Origin of the sequence: Bradyrhizobium sp. SZCCHNS1050 (genome assembly GCF_032484785.1) — a bacterium.
In the GTDB taxonomy this organism is placed as follows: domain Bacteria; phylum Pseudomonadota; class Alphaproteobacteria; order Rhizobiales; family Xanthobacteraceae; genus Bradyrhizobium.
In genome coordinates, this window is the sequence record NZ_JAUETR010000002.1 from 416769 (window position 1) to 434633 (window position 17865).

At 65.6% G+C, this 17865-nt stretch carries 15 protein-coding genes; 9 read left to right on the forward strand and 6 right to left on the reverse strand.

What is annotated here, in order from left to right:
• Positions 1–199 precede the first annotated feature (199 nt).
• The 3 genes from QX094_RS26290 (at position 200) to QX094_RS26300 (ending at position 5876) form a co-directional block, all read left to right on the forward strand.
• Positions 200–1585: a TolC family outer membrane protein gene (locus QX094_RS26290; RefSeq protein ID WP_316168010.1), complete on the forward strand. Its 1386-nt coding sequence runs from the start codon at positions 200–202 to the stop codon at positions 1583–1585.
• 379 nt (positions 1586–1964) lie between these two features.
• On the forward strand, positions 1965–2702 hold the full coding sequence (locus tag QX094_RS26295) for a DUF2497 domain-containing protein (protein ID WP_316185078.1): 738 nt from the start codon (positions 1965–1967) through the stop codon (positions 2700–2702).
• Positions 2703–3011: 309 nt separating this feature from the next.
• Positions 3012–5876: a valine--tRNA ligase gene (locus tag QX094_RS26300; RefSeq protein ID WP_316185077.1), complete on the forward strand. Its 2865-nt coding sequence runs from the start codon at positions 3012–3014 to the stop codon at positions 5874–5876.
• A 108-nt stretch (positions 5877–5984) separates the two neighbouring features.
• Here QX094_RS26300 and QX094_RS26305 read toward each other — a convergent pair whose 3' ends face one another.
• The gene (locus QX094_RS26305; protein WP_316185076.1) at positions 5985–6608 is read right to left on the reverse strand and encodes a DNA-3-methyladenine glycosylase; all 624 of its coding nucleotides are present in this window, start codon (positions 6606–6608) and stop codon (positions 5985–5987) included.
• 135 nt (positions 6609–6743) lie between these two features.
• Between QX094_RS26305 and lipA the strand changes: the two genes are divergently transcribed.
• Positions 6744–7703: a lipoyl synthase gene (lipA, locus tag QX094_RS26310; protein ID WP_315751113.1), complete on the forward strand. Its 960-nt coding sequence runs from the start codon at positions 6744–6746 to the stop codon at positions 7701–7703.
• Between the two features lie 10 nt (positions 7704–7713).
• Positions 7714–8187 (forward strand): type II toxin-antitoxin system RatA family toxin, encoded by a 474-nt coding sequence (locus tag QX094_RS26315; RefSeq protein WP_316185074.1) that lies wholly within the window; start codon positions 7714–7716, stop codon positions 8185–8187.
• A gap of 374 nt (positions 8188–8561) precedes the next feature.
• Here the strand turns inward: QX094_RS26315 and QX094_RS26320 are convergent, their stop codons facing one another.
• Entirely contained in the window at positions 8562–9824 is a 1263-nt protein-coding gene (locus QX094_RS26320; protein ID WP_315799938.1) for a methyl-accepting chemotaxis protein, read from the reverse strand.
• An 854-nt stretch (positions 9825–10678) separates the two neighbouring features.
• Here QX094_RS26320 and QX094_RS26325 point away from each other — a divergent pair.
• Together QX094_RS26325 and QX094_RS26330 are read left to right on the forward strand one after the other, a co-directional pair.
• On the forward strand, positions 10679–11236 hold the full coding sequence (locus QX094_RS26325) for an HD domain-containing protein (RefSeq protein WP_315751115.1): 558 nt from the start codon (positions 10679–10681) through the stop codon (positions 11234–11236).
• A 248-nt stretch (positions 11237–11484) separates the two neighbouring features.
• A complete protein-coding gene (locus tag QX094_RS26330) occupies positions 11485–11832 on the forward strand; it encodes a DUF1127 domain-containing protein (RefSeq protein ID WP_315827591.1) in 348 nt (115 codons plus the stop codon).
• Between the two features lie 36 nt (positions 11833–11868).
• Here QX094_RS26330 and QX094_RS26335 read toward each other — a convergent pair whose 3' ends face one another.
• From QX094_RS26335 to QX094_RS26350, 4 genes are all read right to left on the reverse strand, one after another.
• Positions 11869–12837, reverse strand: coding sequence for an alpha/beta hydrolase family protein (locus QX094_RS26335; RefSeq protein ID WP_316185072.1), 969 nt, complete (start codon positions 12835–12837; stop codon positions 11869–11871).
• A gap of 243 nt (positions 12838–13080) precedes the next feature.
• Entirely contained in the window at positions 13081–13413 is a 333-nt protein-coding gene (locus QX094_RS26340) for a hypothetical protein (RefSeq protein ID WP_315827593.1), read from the reverse strand.
• On the reverse strand, positions 13414–14025 hold the full coding sequence (locus tag QX094_RS26345) for a CinA family protein (RefSeq protein ID WP_315711887.1): 612 nt from the start codon (positions 14023–14025) through the stop codon (positions 13414–13416).
• A gap of 66 nt (positions 14026–14091) precedes the next feature.
• Complete coding sequence (locus QX094_RS26350; RefSeq protein WP_316185070.1) at positions 14092–15273, reverse strand: bifunctional 2-C-methyl-D-erythritol 4-phosphate cytidylyltransferase/2-C-methyl-D-erythritol 2,4-cyclodiphosphate synthase; 1182 nt, start codon at positions 15271–15273, stop codon at positions 14092–14094.
• 451 nt (positions 15274–15724) lie between these two features.
• Between QX094_RS26350 and dusB the strand changes: the two genes are divergently transcribed.
• The gene (gene dusB / locus QX094_RS26355; RefSeq protein WP_316185098.1) at positions 15725–16678 is read left to right on the forward strand and encodes a tRNA dihydrouridine synthase DusB; all 954 of its coding nucleotides are present in this window, start codon (positions 15725–15727) and stop codon (positions 16676–16678) included.
• Positions 16675–17862, forward strand: coding sequence for a nitrogen regulation protein NR(II) (locus QX094_RS26360; RefSeq protein ID WP_315751120.1), 1188 nt, complete (start codon positions 16675–16677; stop codon positions 17860–17862). Before dusB ends, QX094_RS26360 begins: the two co-directional genes overlap by 4 nt.
• Positions 17863–17865: the final 3 nt, after the last annotated feature.

The window sequence follows — 17865 nt, forward strand, 5'->3', positions numbered from 1 at the left end:
CCGCGGGCGGGCAAAATTCTGTTTTAAATCAGAAGTGTGGCCTGGATGCTGCACGTTGACAGTTTTCGATACGGGTTCCAGGCTTGGGTGGTTCCGTTGCGCTTGCATGGGGAATAAGGTGCGAGGTGCGCGGGAGTCTCTTCAACAGGTTACGGCCCGGCTCTGGCGTTCGAGCCGGTAACAAATGAATGGAACAGGGATGTTTGGGGTGAAGCTCGTCACCGCAGCGGCGGCTGCGGTCCTCGTGATGGCTTGTGCAGGCCCGACGCCTGCGCTGGCCGACACGATCGAGGCTGCGCTGGTGCGTGCCTATCAGAACAACCCGCAACTGAACGCGTCGCGGGCCCAGGCTCGTGCGGTCGACGAAGGCGTTCCGCAGGCACTCTCGGGGTATCGGCCGAAGGTCAGTCTGAATGCGACGGCGGGCATTCAGTATACGGATTTGCAAGCGGCACCCGCGACGCCGGCCGTGAACGGCGTGCAGAGGCCGCGAAGCGTCGGCCTGACGGTCAACCAGAATCTGTATAACGGTCAGCAGACGGCAAACGGCGTGCGCAAGGCCGAGGCGAACGTCTCGGCGCAACGCGAGGCTCTCCGCATTCTTGAGCAGCAGGTGCTGCTAGCGGCGGCCACGATCTATATGGACTATCTGCGCGATGCGGCGATCGTCGAGGTCCAGCGCAGCAACACGCGGGTGCTGGAGCAGACGCTCAAGCAGACCCGCGATCGGTTCAACGTCGGCGAGGTCACCCGCACCGACGTCGCGCAATCCGAGGCTCAGCTCGCCGCCGGCCGCACGCAGCAGCTCACAGCAGAGGCCCAACTAACGGCGACCCGCTCGAACTTCCGCCGAATCATCGGCAACGATCCCCAGAACTTGGCGCCGGGCTCTCCTGTCGACCGTTATTTGCCGGCGACCCTCCAGCAGTCGGTCGAAACGGCTCTGACGGAAAACCCGAACGTAACCTCGGCGATGTACGGCATCGACGTCCAGTATCTGCAGGTCAGGATCAACGAGGGTGCTCTGCTGCCGACCGTAAACGTCCAGGCTCAGGCGCAGCAGGGCTATGAGTCGAGCCTGCAATCCTATCGTGGGTTCAGCGCGTCGGCTGTCGCCTCGGTGAACGTCCCGATCTACAATGGAGGGGCGGAATACGCGCTGATCCGGCAGTCCAAGGAGTCGCTGGCGCAGCAGCGTCTGGTCCTGGAGCAGACCCGCGATCAGGCTCGCTCCGACGTGGTATCTGCCTGGGGCAAGCTGCTCGCGGGCAAGGCACAGGTGCAGTCGGCACAGGCCCAGGTGGCGGCCTCCGAGATCGCCTTGAACGGCGTGCGCGAGGAAGCCAAGGCGGGCCAGCGGACCACGCTGGATGTCCTCAACGCTCAGCAGGCGCTGGTCAACGCGCGGAATTCGCTGGTGAACGCCCAGCATGACCGCGTGGTGGCATCCTATACGGTGCTTCAGACCGTGGGGCGGCTGTCACCGCAGGTGCTGAACCTGCCGACGACCACCTACGATCCCAGCGTGCACTACCAGCAGGTCCGGGATAACTGGGCGGGTGTACGGACGCCGGATGGTCATTAGTACATTCTTAATACCGACCCTGATCCCTCGGTCCTTGGCCGGGGGATTTTTTTGTGGCACATGCTGTGGTTGTGACGAATGGGCGACGCTTGACAGGCGACCTCCGTGCTCCACCGGGTTCGCGGCGGGCGTTGCTTGCATTCATTTGTTGCCATGACATAGCCTCAAAATGGCCGCCGAACGATTCGGACTGCGTCGGAAGTTCTTCCAAGAATAGACTCCGACATGGGCAGTATCGTTCTGTTGTTTTGCATCGATCAGGCCTTGTCCGGAGACAAGTTGGCATGCCCGTTGAGAACTCCAAGCCACTTGGATCCGGCGCCCGGGACTTTTGCGCTGAGCCGGTTCGTGCGGCAGCGTTGCTGATTTGGAGTCGGAAATGACGCAGCCTGCGAAGGTCCAAGAACCCTCCATGGAGGAGATTCTGGCGTCGATCCGGCGTATCATTGCCGACGACGAGGGTAAGCCGCCGGCGGCAGACAAGGCCGCCGCGCCGGAGCCGGTCAAGGCCGAGAAGCCGGCGGCCCCGGCTGCGAAGCCGGTAATGAACGACATCCCACCTTCAAAGATCGCTGCTGCGGCTCCCGCCAAGCCCGCACCTCCGCCTCCCGCGCCGCCGGCGGCGTCCGCAAGCAACAACCAGGATGACATTGACGCATTGCTGGCGGGTTTGGATGAAACGACTCCGGTCGCAGAGGTTCGGCCGGCAGAACCCGAGCCCGAACCTGAAGTACTCGAGTTGACCGACGACATGGCAGTGGCCCCACCGACTCCAGCGCCAGCCCCCGCCGCGGCATCCTTCCGAAAGGTGGATCCGCGGGACGATATCGAGTTCATCGAGGCCGGGCGGCTCAATCAGAAGGCTGCCAGCTTCGAGTCCGCGTTCGAGCAAGTCACACCGAAGCAGCCGATCCTGGCCCCATCGACGGTGAACGCCGTCGAATCGGCGTTCAACGCGCTGGCCAATACGGTGCTGAGCAACAACGCCCGGACGCTCGAGGACCTCGTCAAGGAGATGCTGCGTCCGATGCTGAAATCGTGGCTGGATGACAATCTTCCGGCCCTGGTGGAGCGCATCGTCAAGGCCGAGATCGAGCGCGTCTCGCGCGGCCGCTGACGCCAGGACGGCACGATCTCGTGTTCCGTTCTGGAGTGAGCCGCGGCGGGCGGTAGACGCTATCCGTCAATGTTCGCCGCTGCTGTTGACTTGGCGCGCCGCGGCGGCTTTCTAGCCCTGTCAAGCTGATCCCTGCCGGACGGATCGAGAGGGCTCTTCCGGGAGCGCGGTCCGCGGTCGGACATCAGTCCGAAAACAGCCCAAGCACCAACAGCTTGCGCGAGCTTTTTCAGGTCGTGTCACAAAAGGCCCGGACGAGTTCCGCGACATCCCGAATTGGACAGCCGGCCCCGCGCCGCTGGAAATGCCATGATCGATAAGAATTATCAGCCCACCGATCTCGAAGGTCGCATGTCCCTGGTCTGGGAGGATGCCCGCGCGTTCTCCGCCGGTCGCCCCGATCGGCGCAATGCGGATCCCTTCACCATCGTGATCCCGCCGCCGAACGTGACCGGCTCGCTGCACATGGGGCACGCGCTCAACAACACGCTGCAGGACATCCTGTGCCGTTTCGAGCGCATGCGCGGCCGCGACGTGCTGTGGCAGCCGGGCACTGACCATGCGGGCATCGCGACCCAGATGGTGGTCGAGCGTCAGCTGATGGAGCGCCAGCAGCCCGGCCGCCGCGAGATGGGCCGCGAAAAGTTCCTTGCGCGCGTCTGGCAGTGGAAGGACGAGAGCGGCGGCACCATCATCAACCAGCTCAAGCGCCTCGGCGCCTCCTGCGACTGGGGCCGCGAGCGCTTCACCATGGACGAGGGCCTGTCCAAGGCCGTCGTGAAGGTGTTCGTCGAGCTGCACCGCGCCGGCCTGATCTACAAGGACAAACGGCTGGTCAACTGGGACCCGAAGCTCCTGACCGCGATCTCCGACCTCGAGGTGCAGCAGATCGAGGTCAAGGGCAATCTCTGGTACCTGCGCTATCCGATCGAGGGCACGACGTTCAGCCCCGAGGATCCCACGAGCTTCATCGTGGTCGCCACCACGCGTCCCGAGACCATGCTCGGCGACAGCGCGGTCGCGGTGCATCCGGACGACGAACGCTATCAGCATCTCGTCGGCAAGCGCGTGATCCTGCCGCTGGTCGGCCGTGAGATCCCGATCGTCGCCGATACCTATTCCGATCCTGAGAAGGGCACCGGCGCAGTCAAGATCACGCCGGCGCACGACTTCAACGATTTCGAGGTCGGCCGCCGCCACGGCCTGCCGCAGATCAGCATTCTCGATCGCGAAGGCTGCATCGCGCTGGTCGACAACGAGGACTATCTGCGCGGCTTGCCTGAGGGCTCCGAGGAGTTTGCCAGGGAGTTCCACGGCATCGAGCGTTTTGCTGCGCGCAAGAAGATCCTGGAGCGGCTGGAGTCCTTCGGCTTCCTCGAGCGCGTCGAGCCGAACACGCACATGGTGCCGCATGGCGACCGCTCCGGTGTCGTCATCGAGCCGTACCTCACGGACCAGTGGTACGTCGACGCAAAGACCCTGGCGCAGCCGGCGATCGCAGCCGTCAGGTCGGGCGCGACGACGTTCGTGCCGCGCAACTGGGAGAAGACCTATTTCGACTGGATGGAGAACATCCAGCCCTGGTGCATTTCGCGCCAGCTGTGGTGGGGCCACCAGATCCCGGCCTGGTACGGGCCCGACGGCAAGGTGTTTGTCGCCGAGACCGAGGAAGAGGCGGTGTCCAACGCACTCGGCTACTACGTCGAGCAGGAGGTCATCACGGCCGAGCAGGGGCGGGAGATGGCGCTCGACCGCAACAAGCGCGACGGCTTCATCACACGTGACGAGGACGTGCTCGACACCTGGTTCTCCTCGGCGCTGTGGCCGTTCTCGACGCTCGGCTGGCCCGACGCCACGCCGGAGGTGAAGCGCTACTACCCGACCAACGTGCTGGTCACCGGCTTCGACATCATCTTCTTCTGGGTCGCCCGCATGATGATGATGGGCATCCACTTCATGAAGGAGGTGCCGTTCTCGACCGTCTACATCCATGCGCTCGTCCGCGACGAGAAGGGCGCCAAGATGTCGAAGTCGAAAGGCAACGTCATCGATCCGCTCGCGCTGATCGACGAGCACGGCGCCGACGCGCTGCGCTTCACGCTGGCCGCGATGGCGGCGCAGGGCCGCGACATCAAGCTGTCGACCCAGCGCGTCGACGGCTACCGCAAGTTCGCCAACAAGCTCTGGAACGCCAGCCGCTTCGCCGAGATGAACGGCTGCACCGTGCCGGACGGCTTCGATCCGGCCGCTGCGAAGGAGACGCTGAACCGCTGGATCGCCCACGAGGCCGCCGCCGCGACGCGCGAGGTCACCGAGGCGCTGGAGGCGTATCGCTTCAACGACGCGGCCAATGCGATCTACCGCTTCGTCTGGGATGTCTATTGCGACTGGTATGTCGAGCTCTCCAAGCCGACGTTGCTCGGCGAGGACGGCCCGGCCAAAGCCGAGACCCGTGCCATGGTCGCCTGGGCGCGCGACGAGATCCTCAAGCTCCTGCATCCCTTCATGCCCTTCATCACCGAGGCGCTGTGGGAGTCGACCGCCAAGCGCGACAGTCTGCTGACCCTGTCGCCCTGGCCGCACCGCACCGACAGGCCGACGGTCGCCGAGATCGCCGCGCTGTCGGCCGCCAGCTTCGGCGATCCCCTGGTGCCGCCGATGCTGGTGTCGTTCGACGCCGCCAGCTTCAAGGACGAGGCCGCCGAGGCCGAGATCGGCTGGGTGGTCGATCTCGTTACCGCGATCCGCTCGGTCCGCGCCGAGATGAACATCCCGCCGGCGACTCTGATGCCGCTCGCGCTCGTCGCTGCCTCCGCCGAGACGAGGGAGCGCGCACCGCGCTGGAGCGAGGTCATCAAGCGCCTTGCGCGTCTCTCCGACATCTCCTTCGCCGATACGGCGCCCGAAGGCTCCGCCCAGCTCGTCGTGCGCGGCGAGGTCGCCGCGCTGCCGCTCAAGGGCGTCGTCGATCTCGCCGCCGAGCGCACCCGCCTTGGAAAGGAAATCGCCAAGGCCGAGGCCGATATCGAGCGCGTCGACAAGAAGCTCGGCAACGAGAAGTTCGTCGCCAACGCGCCCGAGGAACTGGTCGAGGAGGAGAAGGAAAAGCGCGAGGCGGCATTGGCGCGCAAGGCCAAGTTCCAGGAGGCGTTGTCGCGGCTTCAGGGCGCGTGACGTAGTCCTCTCTCCTTCGTCATTCCGGGGCGATGCGAAGCATCGAACCTGGAATCTCGAGATTCCGGGTCTGGTCCTTCGGACCATCCCGGAACGACGGCCGGCGGCTTAGCGCGGAAACCGCTTGCTCACGAACCTAGAGCCCTTGAGCCCGAACCGCCACGGCAGCTCGACCGCCTTGGTGATGCCGATGCGGACGCCGGTGACGATCTCTACATCCTCAGGTCGGGCGAACAGCTCGATCGGTAGAGCATCCAGCGCCAGGCCATTATGGGCGATCGTGATCCCCATCGCCTCGGTCAGCTTGCCCGGCCCCGAGCATAGTGCCTTGACATCCTCCAGCCCGCGCCGCCGCCGCATCTCGTCGATCCCGAAGGTCGGCTCGATCGCCCGGATCAGGACCGCGCTCGCCGAGCCCTCCACCTCGCAGACGAAGTTCATGCACCAGTGAATGCCGTAGGAGCGGTAGACGTAGGCGAAACCGGGCGGGCCGAACATCACCTGGTTGCGCGGTGTCGGGCCCCGGAACGAATGCGCCGCGGGGTCGGTGTGGTGATAGGCCTCGACCTCGACGATGGTCCCGCCGACGCCGTCGACCAGAAAGGTCGCCCCGATCAGCTCCGGCGCCACCGCGAGCACCTCGCGGGCGAAGAACGCCCGCGTCAGCCGCTTGGCCGCAGCATTGCGCCGGGGCCGTGAAACCCCGGGGGCTTTTGCCGGTTTTTGCGCCATTCTCAAGGAAATCCGCCGTGCTGAGCGCTGTTCCGCGCTGCCCATATCTGCCATGCCCTGGTATCCTCGGCCAGCCGGTTGCGGCGCGCCGCGGCACGGAATAGCTAGGGCGCAACAGAGGTTTGTGCGAATCCCATGGTCACCATCGTCGACATCAACGCGAACACGCCGCTGCGCCCCCGCCACCCCGAGAAGGCGAACCGGCCGGACTCGATCTCGCCGGCGAAGCCTGCCTGGATCCGCGTCAAGGCGCCGACCACCCGCGGCTACGCCGACACCCGCAACATCGTGCGCGAGAACGGCCTCGTCACCGTATGCGAGGAGGCCGGCTGCCCGAATATCGGCGAGTGCTGGGACAAGAAGCACGCCACCTTCATGATCATGGGCGACACCTGCACGCGGGCCTGCGCCTTCTGCAACGTCAAGACCGGCCTGCCCGAGGCGCTCGACGCCGGCGAGCCGGAGCACGTCGCGGAGGCGACCTTCAAGCTCGGCCTCGCCCATGTCGTCGTCACCTCGGTCGACCGCGACGATCTCGCCGACGGCGGAGCCGGCCATATCGCCGCGACCATCCGCGCCATCCGCGCGAAATGTCCGACCACCACGATCGAGGTGCTGACGCCCGACTTCCTGCGCAAGGACGGCGCGCTGGAGCAGGTCGTCGCCGCCAAGCCCGACGTCTTCAACCACAATCTCGAGACCGTGCCATCGCGCTACCTCTCGGTTCGGCCCGGCGCGCGCTACTTCCACTCGATCCGGCTGCTGCAGCGGGTCAAGGAGATCGACCCCACCATCTTCACCAAGTCCGGCATCATGGTTGGCCTCGGCGAGGAGCGCCACGAGGTGCTGCAGGTGATGGACGACCTCCGCTCGGCCGAGGTCGATTTCCTCACCATCGGGCAGTATCTGCAGCCGACGAGGAAGCACCACGCCGTGATGCGCTTCGTCACGCCGGAGGAGTTCTCCGGCTATGAGACCGTCGCCTACACCAAGGGTTTCCTGATGGTGTCGGCGAGCCCGCTCACGCGCTCCTCGCACCACGCCGGCGAGGATTTCGCCAAGCTGAAGGCCGCGCGCGAAGCCATGGCGCGCTGATCGAGACGAGATGCCGAGATTTTCCAACAAGCGGCGCGTGCCGCACACGGCCGAGCAGATGTTCGACCTCGTCGCCGATGTCGAGCGCTATCCGGAGTTCGTGCCGCTGTGCGAGAAGCTGGTGGTGCGCCAGCGCAGCCAGAAGCCTGACGGCATCGAGGTCGTCGTCGCCGACATGACGGTGTCGTTCAAGCTCGTGAAGGAGACCTTCACCAGCCGGGTTACGCTGGATCGGGCCAAGCGCAACATCCTGGTCGAGTATGTCAGCGGGCCGTTCTCCAGCCTGGAAAACCGCTGGAGCTTCGAGCCGCGCGAGCAGGGCGCCTGCGAGGTGACGTTCTTCATCGCCTATGAGTTCAAGAGCCGTATGATGGCGATGCTGATGGGCTCGATGTTCGACACCATCTTCGCGCGCATGTCGGCGGCGTTCGAAAAGCGCGCCGATGCGATCTACGGCCGCAAGCCAGCGGTGTCGTCGACGTAAGTCTTTCTCCATGTCTTCCAGTGGTAGACGATAGAGGGCGCCTCACCCTCCGTCGTCATCCCCGCGAAAGCGGGGATCCATAACCACAGGACTGCTTGTGGCGGCAGGCAGGTAACTCCGAGCTCGTCTCACCACATCTGCTGCGGCGTATGGATCCCGGGTCGGCGCCTCCGCGGCGCGTTGCGCCGCTGCGGCTTGCCCGGGATGACAGCGGAGGGTGAGGCTGGCGGCCTGCCAACTCACAGCAAGTTGCACCCACGAAGCCGTGGCCAGCGCAACTTGGCTTCAAAATCCTATCCACGCTTCAAACAGCTGCTCCGCGACATCGCCGCGGAGCCGTTCTGATCGCGGACACGTCGAGCCGCGACCGAAACCTACGCCGCCTGCACGGCGGTCAAAAAGTCCTTCACCTTGCCGCGCAGCTCGTCGGCGTGCTTGGCGAGCTGGCCAGCTGCACCCAGCATCTGCCGCGCTGCGCCGCCGGCCGATTCCACCGTCTGGCTGACCGAGCCGATGTTGGTGGCGACCTCGCGGGTGCCGCTGGCGGCCTGGCTGACCGAGCGGGCGATCTCCTGCGTCGCGTGGCCCTGCTGGTCGACCGCGGTCGCAATGGTCTTGGCGATCTCGCTGATCTGGCCGATGGTGCCGCCGATGCCCTGGATCGCAGCCACCGTATCGCTGGTGGCGCGCTGCATCGCGCTGATGTGCGCGCTGATCTCGTCGGTCGCCTTGGCGGTCTGGCTCGACAGGCTCTTCACCTCCGAGGCGACGACGGCGAAGCCGCGGCCGGCATCGCCGGCGCGGGCGGCCTCGATGGTGGCGTTCAGCGCCAGCAGGTTGGTCTGGCTCGCGATCGCGTTGATCATGTCGGTGACGGCGCCGATCTTGGCCGCAGCGTCCGCCAGGCTGTTGACGAGGTCGTTGGTGCGCGAGGACGCCTCGACCGCCTCGGCGGCGATGGTCGAGGACGTCGCGACCTGGCGGTTGATCTCGCTGACCGAGGTCGAGAGCTCCTCGGTGGCGCCGGCCACCGACTGCACGTTGGAGGAGGCGGAGTTCGACGCCGACGCCACCAGCGCCACGCGCTGCGCGGCCTGATCCGCGGTCGTGGTCAGCGAGGCCGCCGTGGTCTCGACCTCGCGCGAGGCGCCGGAGATGGCGTTGGCAATGGCACCGACGCTGGTCTCGAAATCCTTGGCGATCCGGTCGAGCGCGCGCTTCTTCTCCTCGCGCGCGGCGATGAGGTCGGAGAGGTCGCGGCGGAAGCTGATGACATAGGTCTGGCCCTCGACCTGGGTCGGCACCAGCGTGATCTGCACCAGCGCCGGGCTGCCGTCGGCGCGCTTGGTGGTCCACTCGAACGTCGCGTGGCCCTCGCGCCTCGCCTTCGCGTCCATCTCCTTCACGACATCGGCGGAACGCTTGCCGCTGGGCTGGAACTCCGGCGCCATGGTCGCCGGCGAACGCGACAGCAGGTCCTGCTTGCTGCGGAAGCCGCCGAAGCGGACCGCGGTCTCGTTGCAGGCGATGATCTTGCCGTCGGACATCACCAGGATGGCGTCGCGATGGCGTTCGAACAGCTCCGTCATCAGGAGGTTATGCGTGCGATCAGCCGACTTGCCGGAAAAGAAAGCCATGGGGTCCCGAATCCACTGTCAGAGAAGAATGCGCGAGACGTAGCAGGACAAAATTAACCAAAACCTTTAGGCCAGGGCGGCGCGTACGATAATCGTGGGCGATCTGGATGATGGGGGACGCATCGAGCGGACAGGCAGCCGCATCCTCCGCGGCGCCATCACGCCCGGGCTGTGCATCTCGATCGGCCCTCTCAGATCACGAGGGCGCAGGGAATGCCGGGAGCTCGCCGCCCCCATGGCCCGCCTGCGAAAAAAAATGCAGGCGGCAGGTACCACAGGTGCAGCCGAGACATCCCGGCATTCCCCGCGCGACGGTCTTCACGCTTATACGCAGTCTCCCCGGGGACCGGCTGTCTTGCCCCCGTGACCGGCGGATCATCATCTCCACCGGCGTGACACCAGCTTCGGGGTGTCAGGACGCTGCGACTTCACGTCCGCCAAGAGCCGTTCGTCCGCACGTCCAAGACGCGCTGCGGCCCTCGGCGGCCATCGCCTTCCCACCTCGCGTGTCGTGACGATCGCGATACGCCCCTCGTGTCGAGGCGGGATGAGGGGAGAGAAACATGAATTCTGAAAAATAGAAACGACAATATTTTCGTCGGTAGGACTGGACAGTGAGTCGGACATTGAACGGATTGAGGAAATCAGTGTCTTGGCGCACGCCCTCGCGATGCGCTTCGATCGCAGCAAGGCACCGGAAACGGGCTCTCCGCTATTCCGCACGCCAGCTGATTTGCCCGACGGGTCGGCTAGGATGATGCTCGACGTGGTGCCCAATGATTGAAACGATGCCGATAATGACCAACGACGAACCATCGGTCTGACCCTGCGTCAGCCAGAGAAGAAAGCATGCAATGTCACTCTCTCATCTCTACGACGAAGCGCTCGTCTATGCGACAAGGCTGCACCGGACCCAATTGAGAAAGGGCAGCAACGTACCCTACATCGCGCATCTGCTGAGCGTCTCCAGCCGCGTGCTGTCGGCGGGCGGCAGCGAGGTGCAGGCCATCGCGGGCCTGTTGCATGACGCCGCCGAGGACCAGGGCGGGCAGGCCACGCTGGATGAGATCCGCCGGCGTTTTGGCGATGGCGTCGCCGGGATCGTCGCGGACTGCACGGATTCCTGGGTCGATCCGAAGCCCGAATGGCGCCCGCGGAAGGAAGCCTATCTCGCCCGGCTGCCGCTCAAGCCGGTGTCATCGCTGCTGGTCTCGCTCGCCGACAAGGTTGACAACGCGGAAGCGATCGCGAGCGACCTTGATGAGGTCGGCGACGTCGTGTGGCAACGCTTCACCGGTGGAAGGGATGGCACGATCTGGTATTACCGCACGCTGAGCCGGATTTTCGATGAGGCTCTGCCTGGACCGTTGGCGCGGCAACTTGCGCGGACCGTCGGTGCTTTTCCGTCCTGAGCAAATTTGGGGGAGGCCGCTCGGCCTCGCATCCATTCGATGGATGACAACCTCAGATGGATCGGCTATAGAGCCGGCCATGATCACCGCCGCCACCCATCGTTTTGGTCGCATCACGCACCGTAGCTCGCTGGCGGCGGGAGGATCGCGCTCAATCTGACGATTTGCAGCATTTGATCCGAACAGCCGCCAGGGACCTGGCGGCTTTTTTGTTGCCGGCAGGTTCTTCATTTGAAGGGGAGCCCGCCATGCCGAGCACGACCGACGATCCGAGGGTCATCGCCATCGAGGAGCGTATGCTCCGCGGCGCCTCGCGATCGCCGGGGCTCTGCGCGCTCGGTCGTGATCCCTTGTCGCGCCATCCCATCTCGCCCAGGCCGGGCGCCAAGATCTACTACTTGGCGCCACCGGCTCCCCATCAAAGCTTCGCCGACCTCAAGCCCGCGTCATTGTTGCGGCTCTGGTGGGAGCGCTGGCGCGAGCGCCGCCGCTTTGCCCGGGAGTTGCCGCGGATCGCCGACGAGGTGCTGCAGGACTACGGCCTGACACGCGACGAGGCGCGGCGGCTGTGCCGGCGCCCGTTCTGGCGCGCTTGAGAGCGACGCGGCGGAACGCAGGTTCTGCCACGGATCCTACTTGCCCAGCTTCTCGGAGAAGAACCTGACGACCTGGGCGTCAAACTCTCGGTGAAACGCCGCGCGGTCGAAATCCGCAGGCGTATCAGCACAGATGCGCGGGACGGCGGCCGCGAGCTCCGCGGAGCACGGCGCGAGGAAAGCAAAATGCGCGGCGGACACGGTGTGGACCTCGGGCGTGCCGGGAAGGCTCGCGGTTACGCGGGCGGTCCCTTCCGGATCGACCCCGTTGCCGCCGAGCTCCGAGCGCCAGACCTGGAGGGGAATCTTGATGCTCGCGAGATTTGCTCGCGTGAATCCGACCGTGTGGGCGGCGTCGGCCAGCACGGCCGCCTTGATCCTCTCGTCGTGCGGCCAACTTCTGGGAAACTCGCCATTGCGGACCTGCTCGCAGAACGGGTTCTGTTGCGTGCAGTAGTGCGCCACCCTTTGAAAGTCCGGGTCGACGCCGGCGAGAACGGTTCCGGTGTAGCCACCGCGCGAAAAGCCGAAGAAGCCGATCCGGTCCGGATCAATCGCGGCTCTGCTTGTCCAATCGTTCAACATGAAATCGATCAGATGCATGATGTCCTGCGGCCGTGAGAGCCAGACCGACAGGCTGTCGCGCTGCGCCAGGTCACCGACACTGTCGCCGGGATGGTTGATCGCCGCGACGATGAATCCCGCGTCCGCCAGCGCTTCCGCAACATCGTGGTTTCCACCGATCCAGCCGCCGCGACCGTGGGACATGACGACCAATGGCAGCTTCGTGCCGTTGATTGGACAATTCTTTACCCCGGGCAGTGTCTCCAGCCCTGGGATCGCGAGGCTTCCAACCGGCACGCTACCGGCGTCTGCGGCGCAAGGCGTCCAGATGATGCCGTGGAATCCGTGATCGACCTCCAAGAGCTGCAAGCCAGCGGCTTGGGCGGAGGAGGTCAGGAGCAGGAGGACGAACGAGAGGGCAGCGAATGTGCGGTCTAGCAATATGATCTCCTCCTGACATGTAGCTCGGCGCGCTCTCGCGAGGGGTGCGTCGATCAAGTTCGCGGTGCGCGATGGTCTAGCGAGCTTGTCATGCTGTCAGGAGCGCTTCGCGTCCGTCGTCGCGATGTCCTTGACGGTTCAACGCCAGCCCAAGCTTGATTCATGACAACATTGTTAAATCACGCTTTCGAGATCGTGCGGCAACTCTCCGTTTATCATCATTGCGAGGCGCACTTTCGATGCTCAATTGATCGTGCCTTCAGCGTAACCGATCAGGAGGAATTCAAAATCGGCACATTGCAGAGATAGCAACTGCGATTCGTCATCGACCACCTCGAAGCGTATTCTCTCCTGCTGCCAATGACCGATGTCCCTGACGTCCAGACGGAAACCGTCCATGCGGTCCAGGTGTCCGATCCTGACCTCGACCGCGCCGATGAAGCGCAATTCCAGCCGCGGTTCGGTTCGCGATCGATCCGTCAGGAGCACCAGCTCGACGATGCAGGTCGGTAGAACTGGATCGCGTCGCTGCGCCCGCGATGACGATGCGGCGAGAGCCGCGCGCGTCACTTCCAACTACGTCCGGGGCCGCCTCGGCCGCTTGACCGGATGCAGCCGCGGCGTGCGGGCCACGCGCGGACGTAGTCGCGTCGCCGCCGCGCGTTTCGGCTTGGCAGCGACCTGTGGCCGCGCCAGCTCCATCAGCAGGCGCAGGGCTTCCAGCACCGAGCGCGTGCGCACGGTGCTGCGGCCGATGGCGCCGAAGCGGTGTTCGCGGTGGGTGATGCGGCCGTCGCGGGCGGCGACGGCGAAATGGACCAGGCCGACCGGCTTGCCGGGGGTGGCGCCGCCGGGGCCGGCGATGCCGGTGATGGCGACGGCGAGGTCGACGTCGGCGCGCTCCAGGGCGCCGACGGCCATCTGGATCGCGGTCTCCTTGGAGACGGCGCCGAAGGTCTGCAGCGTCGAAGCCTCGACGCCGAGCATGGCGCGCTTGGCCTCGTTCGAATAGGTGACGAAGCCGCGGTCGATGACGTCGGAGGAGCCGGGGATGTCGGTCAGGGCCGCGGCGACCAGGCCGCCGGTGCAGGACTCGGCGGTCGCGATCATCAGCTTGCGCGACCGGCAGAGGTCGAGCAGCGAGCGGGCCAGCGCGCTGGTAGAGCCGATTTGACGTTCGCTGGCCATGGCTGCGTTGTCCTCATCCGACCGTCAGATCGAAAGCTCCATGAACGGTGACAGGGTGGTGCGCCTCTAGGCGCTCCACGGCAGACGGATCGTCGCGCTCGCCGTCGCTGCGATGCCTTCCTCGCGGCCGGTGAAGCCGAGCCGCTCGCTGGTGGTGGCCTTGACCGCGATGCGCGAGATGTCGACGCCGGTGATCTCGGCGATGCGGGCGCGCATCTGGTCGCGCAGCGGGCCGATCTTCGGGCGCTCGCAGATCATCGTGACCTCGAGATTGGCAACGCGGCCGCCGCGCGCGGTCACGCGCTCGATGGCGTATTTCAAGAACTGGTCGGATGCGGCGCCTTTCCACTTCATGTCGGAGGGTGGGAAGTGCGAGCCGATGTCGCCATCGGCCAGGGCGCCCAAAATTGCATCAACCAGAGCGTGCAGACCGACGTCACCGTCGGAGTGGGCAAGGAACCCCTTGCTATGCGGCACGCGCAGGCCGCACAGCCAGACATGGTCGCCTTCGCCGAAGGCGTGGACGTCGTAGCCGGTGCCGGTCCGGACGTCGCCGAGCTGCGCGGCAAGGCGCGCTTCCTCGCGCACGAAATCTTCCGGTGTGGTGAGCTTCATGTTGGCAACATCGCCCTCAAAGGTCGCGACGGTCAATCCCGCCCATTCGGCGATCGCCGCATCATCTGTGAACTCGGTGAGGCCGTCGCGCGCGGCGCGGCGGTGTGCCTCCAGGATCGTGTCGAACTTGAAGGTCTGCGGCGTCTGGGCGATGCGCAGCTTCGCGCGCTCCGGTGTCGCGGTGATGTCGCCGCCCGTGCCGACTTCCTTGATGGTGTCGGTGACCGGCACCACGGGAATCGCCGCGCCGGTCTTGCCGGCCGCTCGAATCGCGCGCGAGATTACGGCGGGCGTGACGAACGGACGCGCGGCATCGTGGATCAGCACGATGTCGGGCTTGTGCGGCGCCAGCGCTTCCAGGCCCGCGAGCACCGAGGCCTGTCGCGTCGCACCGCCATGCGCTGGGGCCTCGTGGCGCAGGCCGAAGACGGCTGCGTTGAAGATGTCGATGTCGTCGGGGTTCACCACCGGCTGGACCACCGCCACCTCGGGGTGATCGGCGAAGGCGGCGAGCGCGCGATGGATGACCGTGCGGCCGCCGATCATGCGATATTGCTTCGGACCGCCGGCGCCGGCGCGCAGGCCACGTCCGGCCGCGACGAGAATGGCTGCAGTCCGCTGAGAAGTCGTCATGGGAACAGGGTATCGATGCTGATGAGGATGATGGGGTTCGCGGCTTCTTACATCTGCAGAAGATGTTAAGCGAGCAGGATCACACGTCGCATGAACGGCACCTGCGATCGCGACACAAGCGCCGGGATCCGCTGGCGCGTTGAGGGGGGGCGATCGCACCTGCCGCCTGCGAGCACCTTGCCGAGCCATGCAAAAATCCGGCGGCTCACGGGTTTACCATGACTGCCGAACAAGCATATTTTGCTGCACTGCACTTGAAATGCCGATCGTCTTGGCTAAAGTGTAGGCATGACGCTTGACTGCACAAGATTTGTGCTTGAGAGTGCAGCGCAGACGCGATGATGCGTCCAAAGAGCTTTAAGAGTCGTTCGTGACCGGTCCGGCCAATACACAAGCCAAAGCCTTGAAGATAGGCGACGTTTCGCTCGCCAACCGGGCCATTCTCGCGCCGATGTCGGGGATCACCGACGCGCCGTTCCGCCGACTCGCGGCCGAGCTCGGCGCCGGGCTGGTGGTGTCCGAGATGACTGCGAGCGACGATCTCGTGCGCGGGCGGTGGATATCCCGGTTGCGCTGCGAGGCGAGCGGCGTGGGGCCGCATGTGGTGCAGCTCGCCGGCTGCGAGGCGCATTGGATGGCCGAGGGCGCGAAGGTCGCCGAGGATGGCGGCGCCGAGATCATCGACATCAACATGGGCTGCCCGGCGCGGCACGTGACCGGCGGCCAGTCCGGCTCGGCCCTGATGCGCGATCTCGATCATGCGCTGACCTTGATCGAGGCGACGGTCGAGGCCGTCGATGTGCCCGTGACCCTGAAGATGCGGCTCGGCTGGGACGAGCGCAGCCTGAATGCGCCGGAGCTGGCGCGCCGCGCGCAGGCCGCGGGCGTGCAGTTGATCACCGTGCACGGCCGTACGCGGCAGCAGTTCTACAAGGGCGAAGCCGACTGGAGCGCGGTGCGCGCCGTGAAGGACGCCATCGATCTGCCGGTCGTCGTCAACGGCGACATCACCAGCTATGAGGACGCGCGCGAGGCGCTCGACGCCTCCGGCGCCGATGCCGTGATGATCGGGCGCGGCGCGCAAGGCCAGCCCTGGCTGCCCGGCCAGATCGGCCGCCGACTCGAGGGCGGTGCGGAAGAGGGCGCGCCGGAGCTGGCGCAGCAGCTCAGTCTTCTCACCGCGCTCTATGACGAGATCTGCCGTCACTATGGCGCGCGTGTCGGCCTGCGCCACGCCCGCAAGCATCTCAGTTGGGGGCTCGACGTCGCCGCCCAGCACGCGCAAGCGCCGGCCGAAAAACTGAAGGCCTGGCGCGACCGTATCCTGACGTCCGAGCAGCCGTCCTTGGTGCATCGGGCGCTGCGTGAGGCCTTCGACGATTTTGCCTGGAGTGCAGCCGCATGAGCTCAGCCGCAGAACAGCGCAAGCGACTTCCATCGGATGGCGACGCCATCCTCAACGCCCTGCCGAATCCGGTCCTCGTCATCGGCCCGGACGGTATGATCATGGACGCCAACATGGCGGCGGAATCGTTCTTCGATTCCTCCACCCAGTTTCTGCAGCGGCAGTCGCTGAAGAAGCTGGTGCCGTTCGGCTCTCCGCTGCTGGCGCTGATCGATCAGGTCCGCACCACCAGCGCGCCGGTCAACGAGTACAAGGTCGATCTTGGCACCCCGCGCACCGGCGCCGATCGGCTCGTCGACCTACACGTCGCGCCGCTGCCGGAGCGGCCCGGCCATATCGTGGTGATGCTGCAGGAGCGCACCATCGCCGACAAGATGGACCGCCAGCTCACCCATCGCAGCGCCGCGCGCTCGGTGATCGCACTGGCCGCGATGCTCGCGCACGAGATCAAGAACCCGCTGTCGGGCATCCGCGGCGCCGCGCAGCTCCTCGAGCAGCAGGCTTCCTCCGAGGATCGCATGCTGACCCGGCTGATCTGCGACGAGGCCGACCGCATCGTCACCCTGGTCGACCGCATGGAGGTGTTCGGCGACGACCGCCCGGTGGCGCGCGGGCCCGTGAACATCCATTCCGTGCTCGATCACGTGAAGCGGCTGGCGCAATCGGGCTTTGCCCGCAACATCCGCTTCGTCGAGGACTACGATCCGTCGCTGCCGCCGGTGCTCGCCAACCAGGATCAACTGATCCAGGTGTTCCTGAACTTGGTCAAGAATGCCGCGGAAGCGGTCGTCGATCTCGGCTCCGATGCGGAGATCCAGCTCACCACGGCGTTCCGCCCGGGCGTGCGCCTGTCGGTGCCCGGCAAGAAGTCGCGGGTGTCGCTGCCGCTGGAGTTCTGCGTCAGGGACAACGGCCCCGGCGTGCCGGAAGACCTGATGCCCAATCTGTTCGATCCGTTCGTGACCACGAAGCCGACCGGAAGCGGCCTCGGACTTGCATTGGTCGCGAAGATCGTCGGCGACCATGGCGGGATCATCGAGTGCGAGTCGCAGCCGCGCAAGACGACCTTCCGGGTGCTGATGCCGATGTACAGCGCAACCAAACAACCAGACCAAAGCCCAAATCACAGCCATGGCGATGACGTTTCGGGGACGCCGTTGCATGCCTCACAGGGATCAAATTGAGGA

What these genes read in the sequence shown, in the direction of transcription:
- QX094_RS26325 (WP_315751115.1), top strand. Translation starts at nt 10,679, where the DNA reads ATGTCACTCTCTCATCTCTACGACGAAGCGCTCGTCTATGCGACAAGG.
- QX094_RS26360 (WP_315751120.1), top strand. Translation starts at nt 16,675, where the DNA reads ATGAGCTCAGCCGCAGAACAGCGCAAGCGACTTCCATCGGATGGCGAC.
- QX094_RS26350 (WP_316185070.1), bottom strand. Translation starts at nt 15,273, where the DNA reads ATGACGACTTCTCAGCGGACTGCAGCCATTCTCGTCGCGGCCGGACGT.
- QX094_RS26315 (WP_316185074.1), top strand. Translation starts at nt 7,714, where the DNA reads ATGCCGAGATTTTCCAACAAGCGGCGCGTGCCGCACACGGCCGAGCAG.
- QX094_RS26345 (WP_315711887.1), bottom strand. Translation starts at nt 14,025, where the DNA reads ATGGCCAGCGAACGTCAAATCGGCTCTACCAGCGCGCTGGCCCGCTCG.
- QX094_RS26295 (WP_316185078.1), top strand. Translation starts at nt 1,965, where the DNA reads ATGACGCAGCCTGCGAAGGTCCAAGAACCCTCCATGGAGGAGATTCTG.
- lipA (WP_315751113.1), top strand. Translation starts at nt 6,744, where the DNA reads ATGGTCACCATCGTCGACATCAACGCGAACACGCCGCTGCGCCCCCGC.
- QX094_RS26320 (WP_315799938.1), bottom strand. Translation starts at nt 9,824, where the DNA reads ATGGCTTTCTTTTCCGGCAAGTCGGCTGATCGCACGCATAACCTCCTG.
- dusB (WP_316185098.1), top strand. Translation starts at nt 15,725, where the DNA reads ATGTCGGGGATCACCGACGCGCCGTTCCGCCGACTCGCGGCCGAGCTC.
- QX094_RS26300 (WP_316185077.1), top strand. Translation starts at nt 3,012, where the DNA reads ATGATCGATAAGAATTATCAGCCCACCGATCTCGAAGGTCGCATGTCC.
- QX094_RS26330 (WP_315827591.1), top strand. Translation starts at nt 11,485, where the DNA reads ATGCCGAGCACGACCGACGATCCGAGGGTCATCGCCATCGAGGAGCGT.
- QX094_RS26290 (WP_316168010.1), top strand. Translation starts at nt 200, where the DNA reads ATGTTTGGGGTGAAGCTCGTCACCGCAGCGGCGGCTGCGGTCCTCGTG.
- QX094_RS26305 (WP_316185076.1), bottom strand. Translation starts at nt 6,608, where the DNA reads ATGGCGCAAAAACCGGCAAAAGCCCCCGGGGTTTCACGGCCCCGGCGC.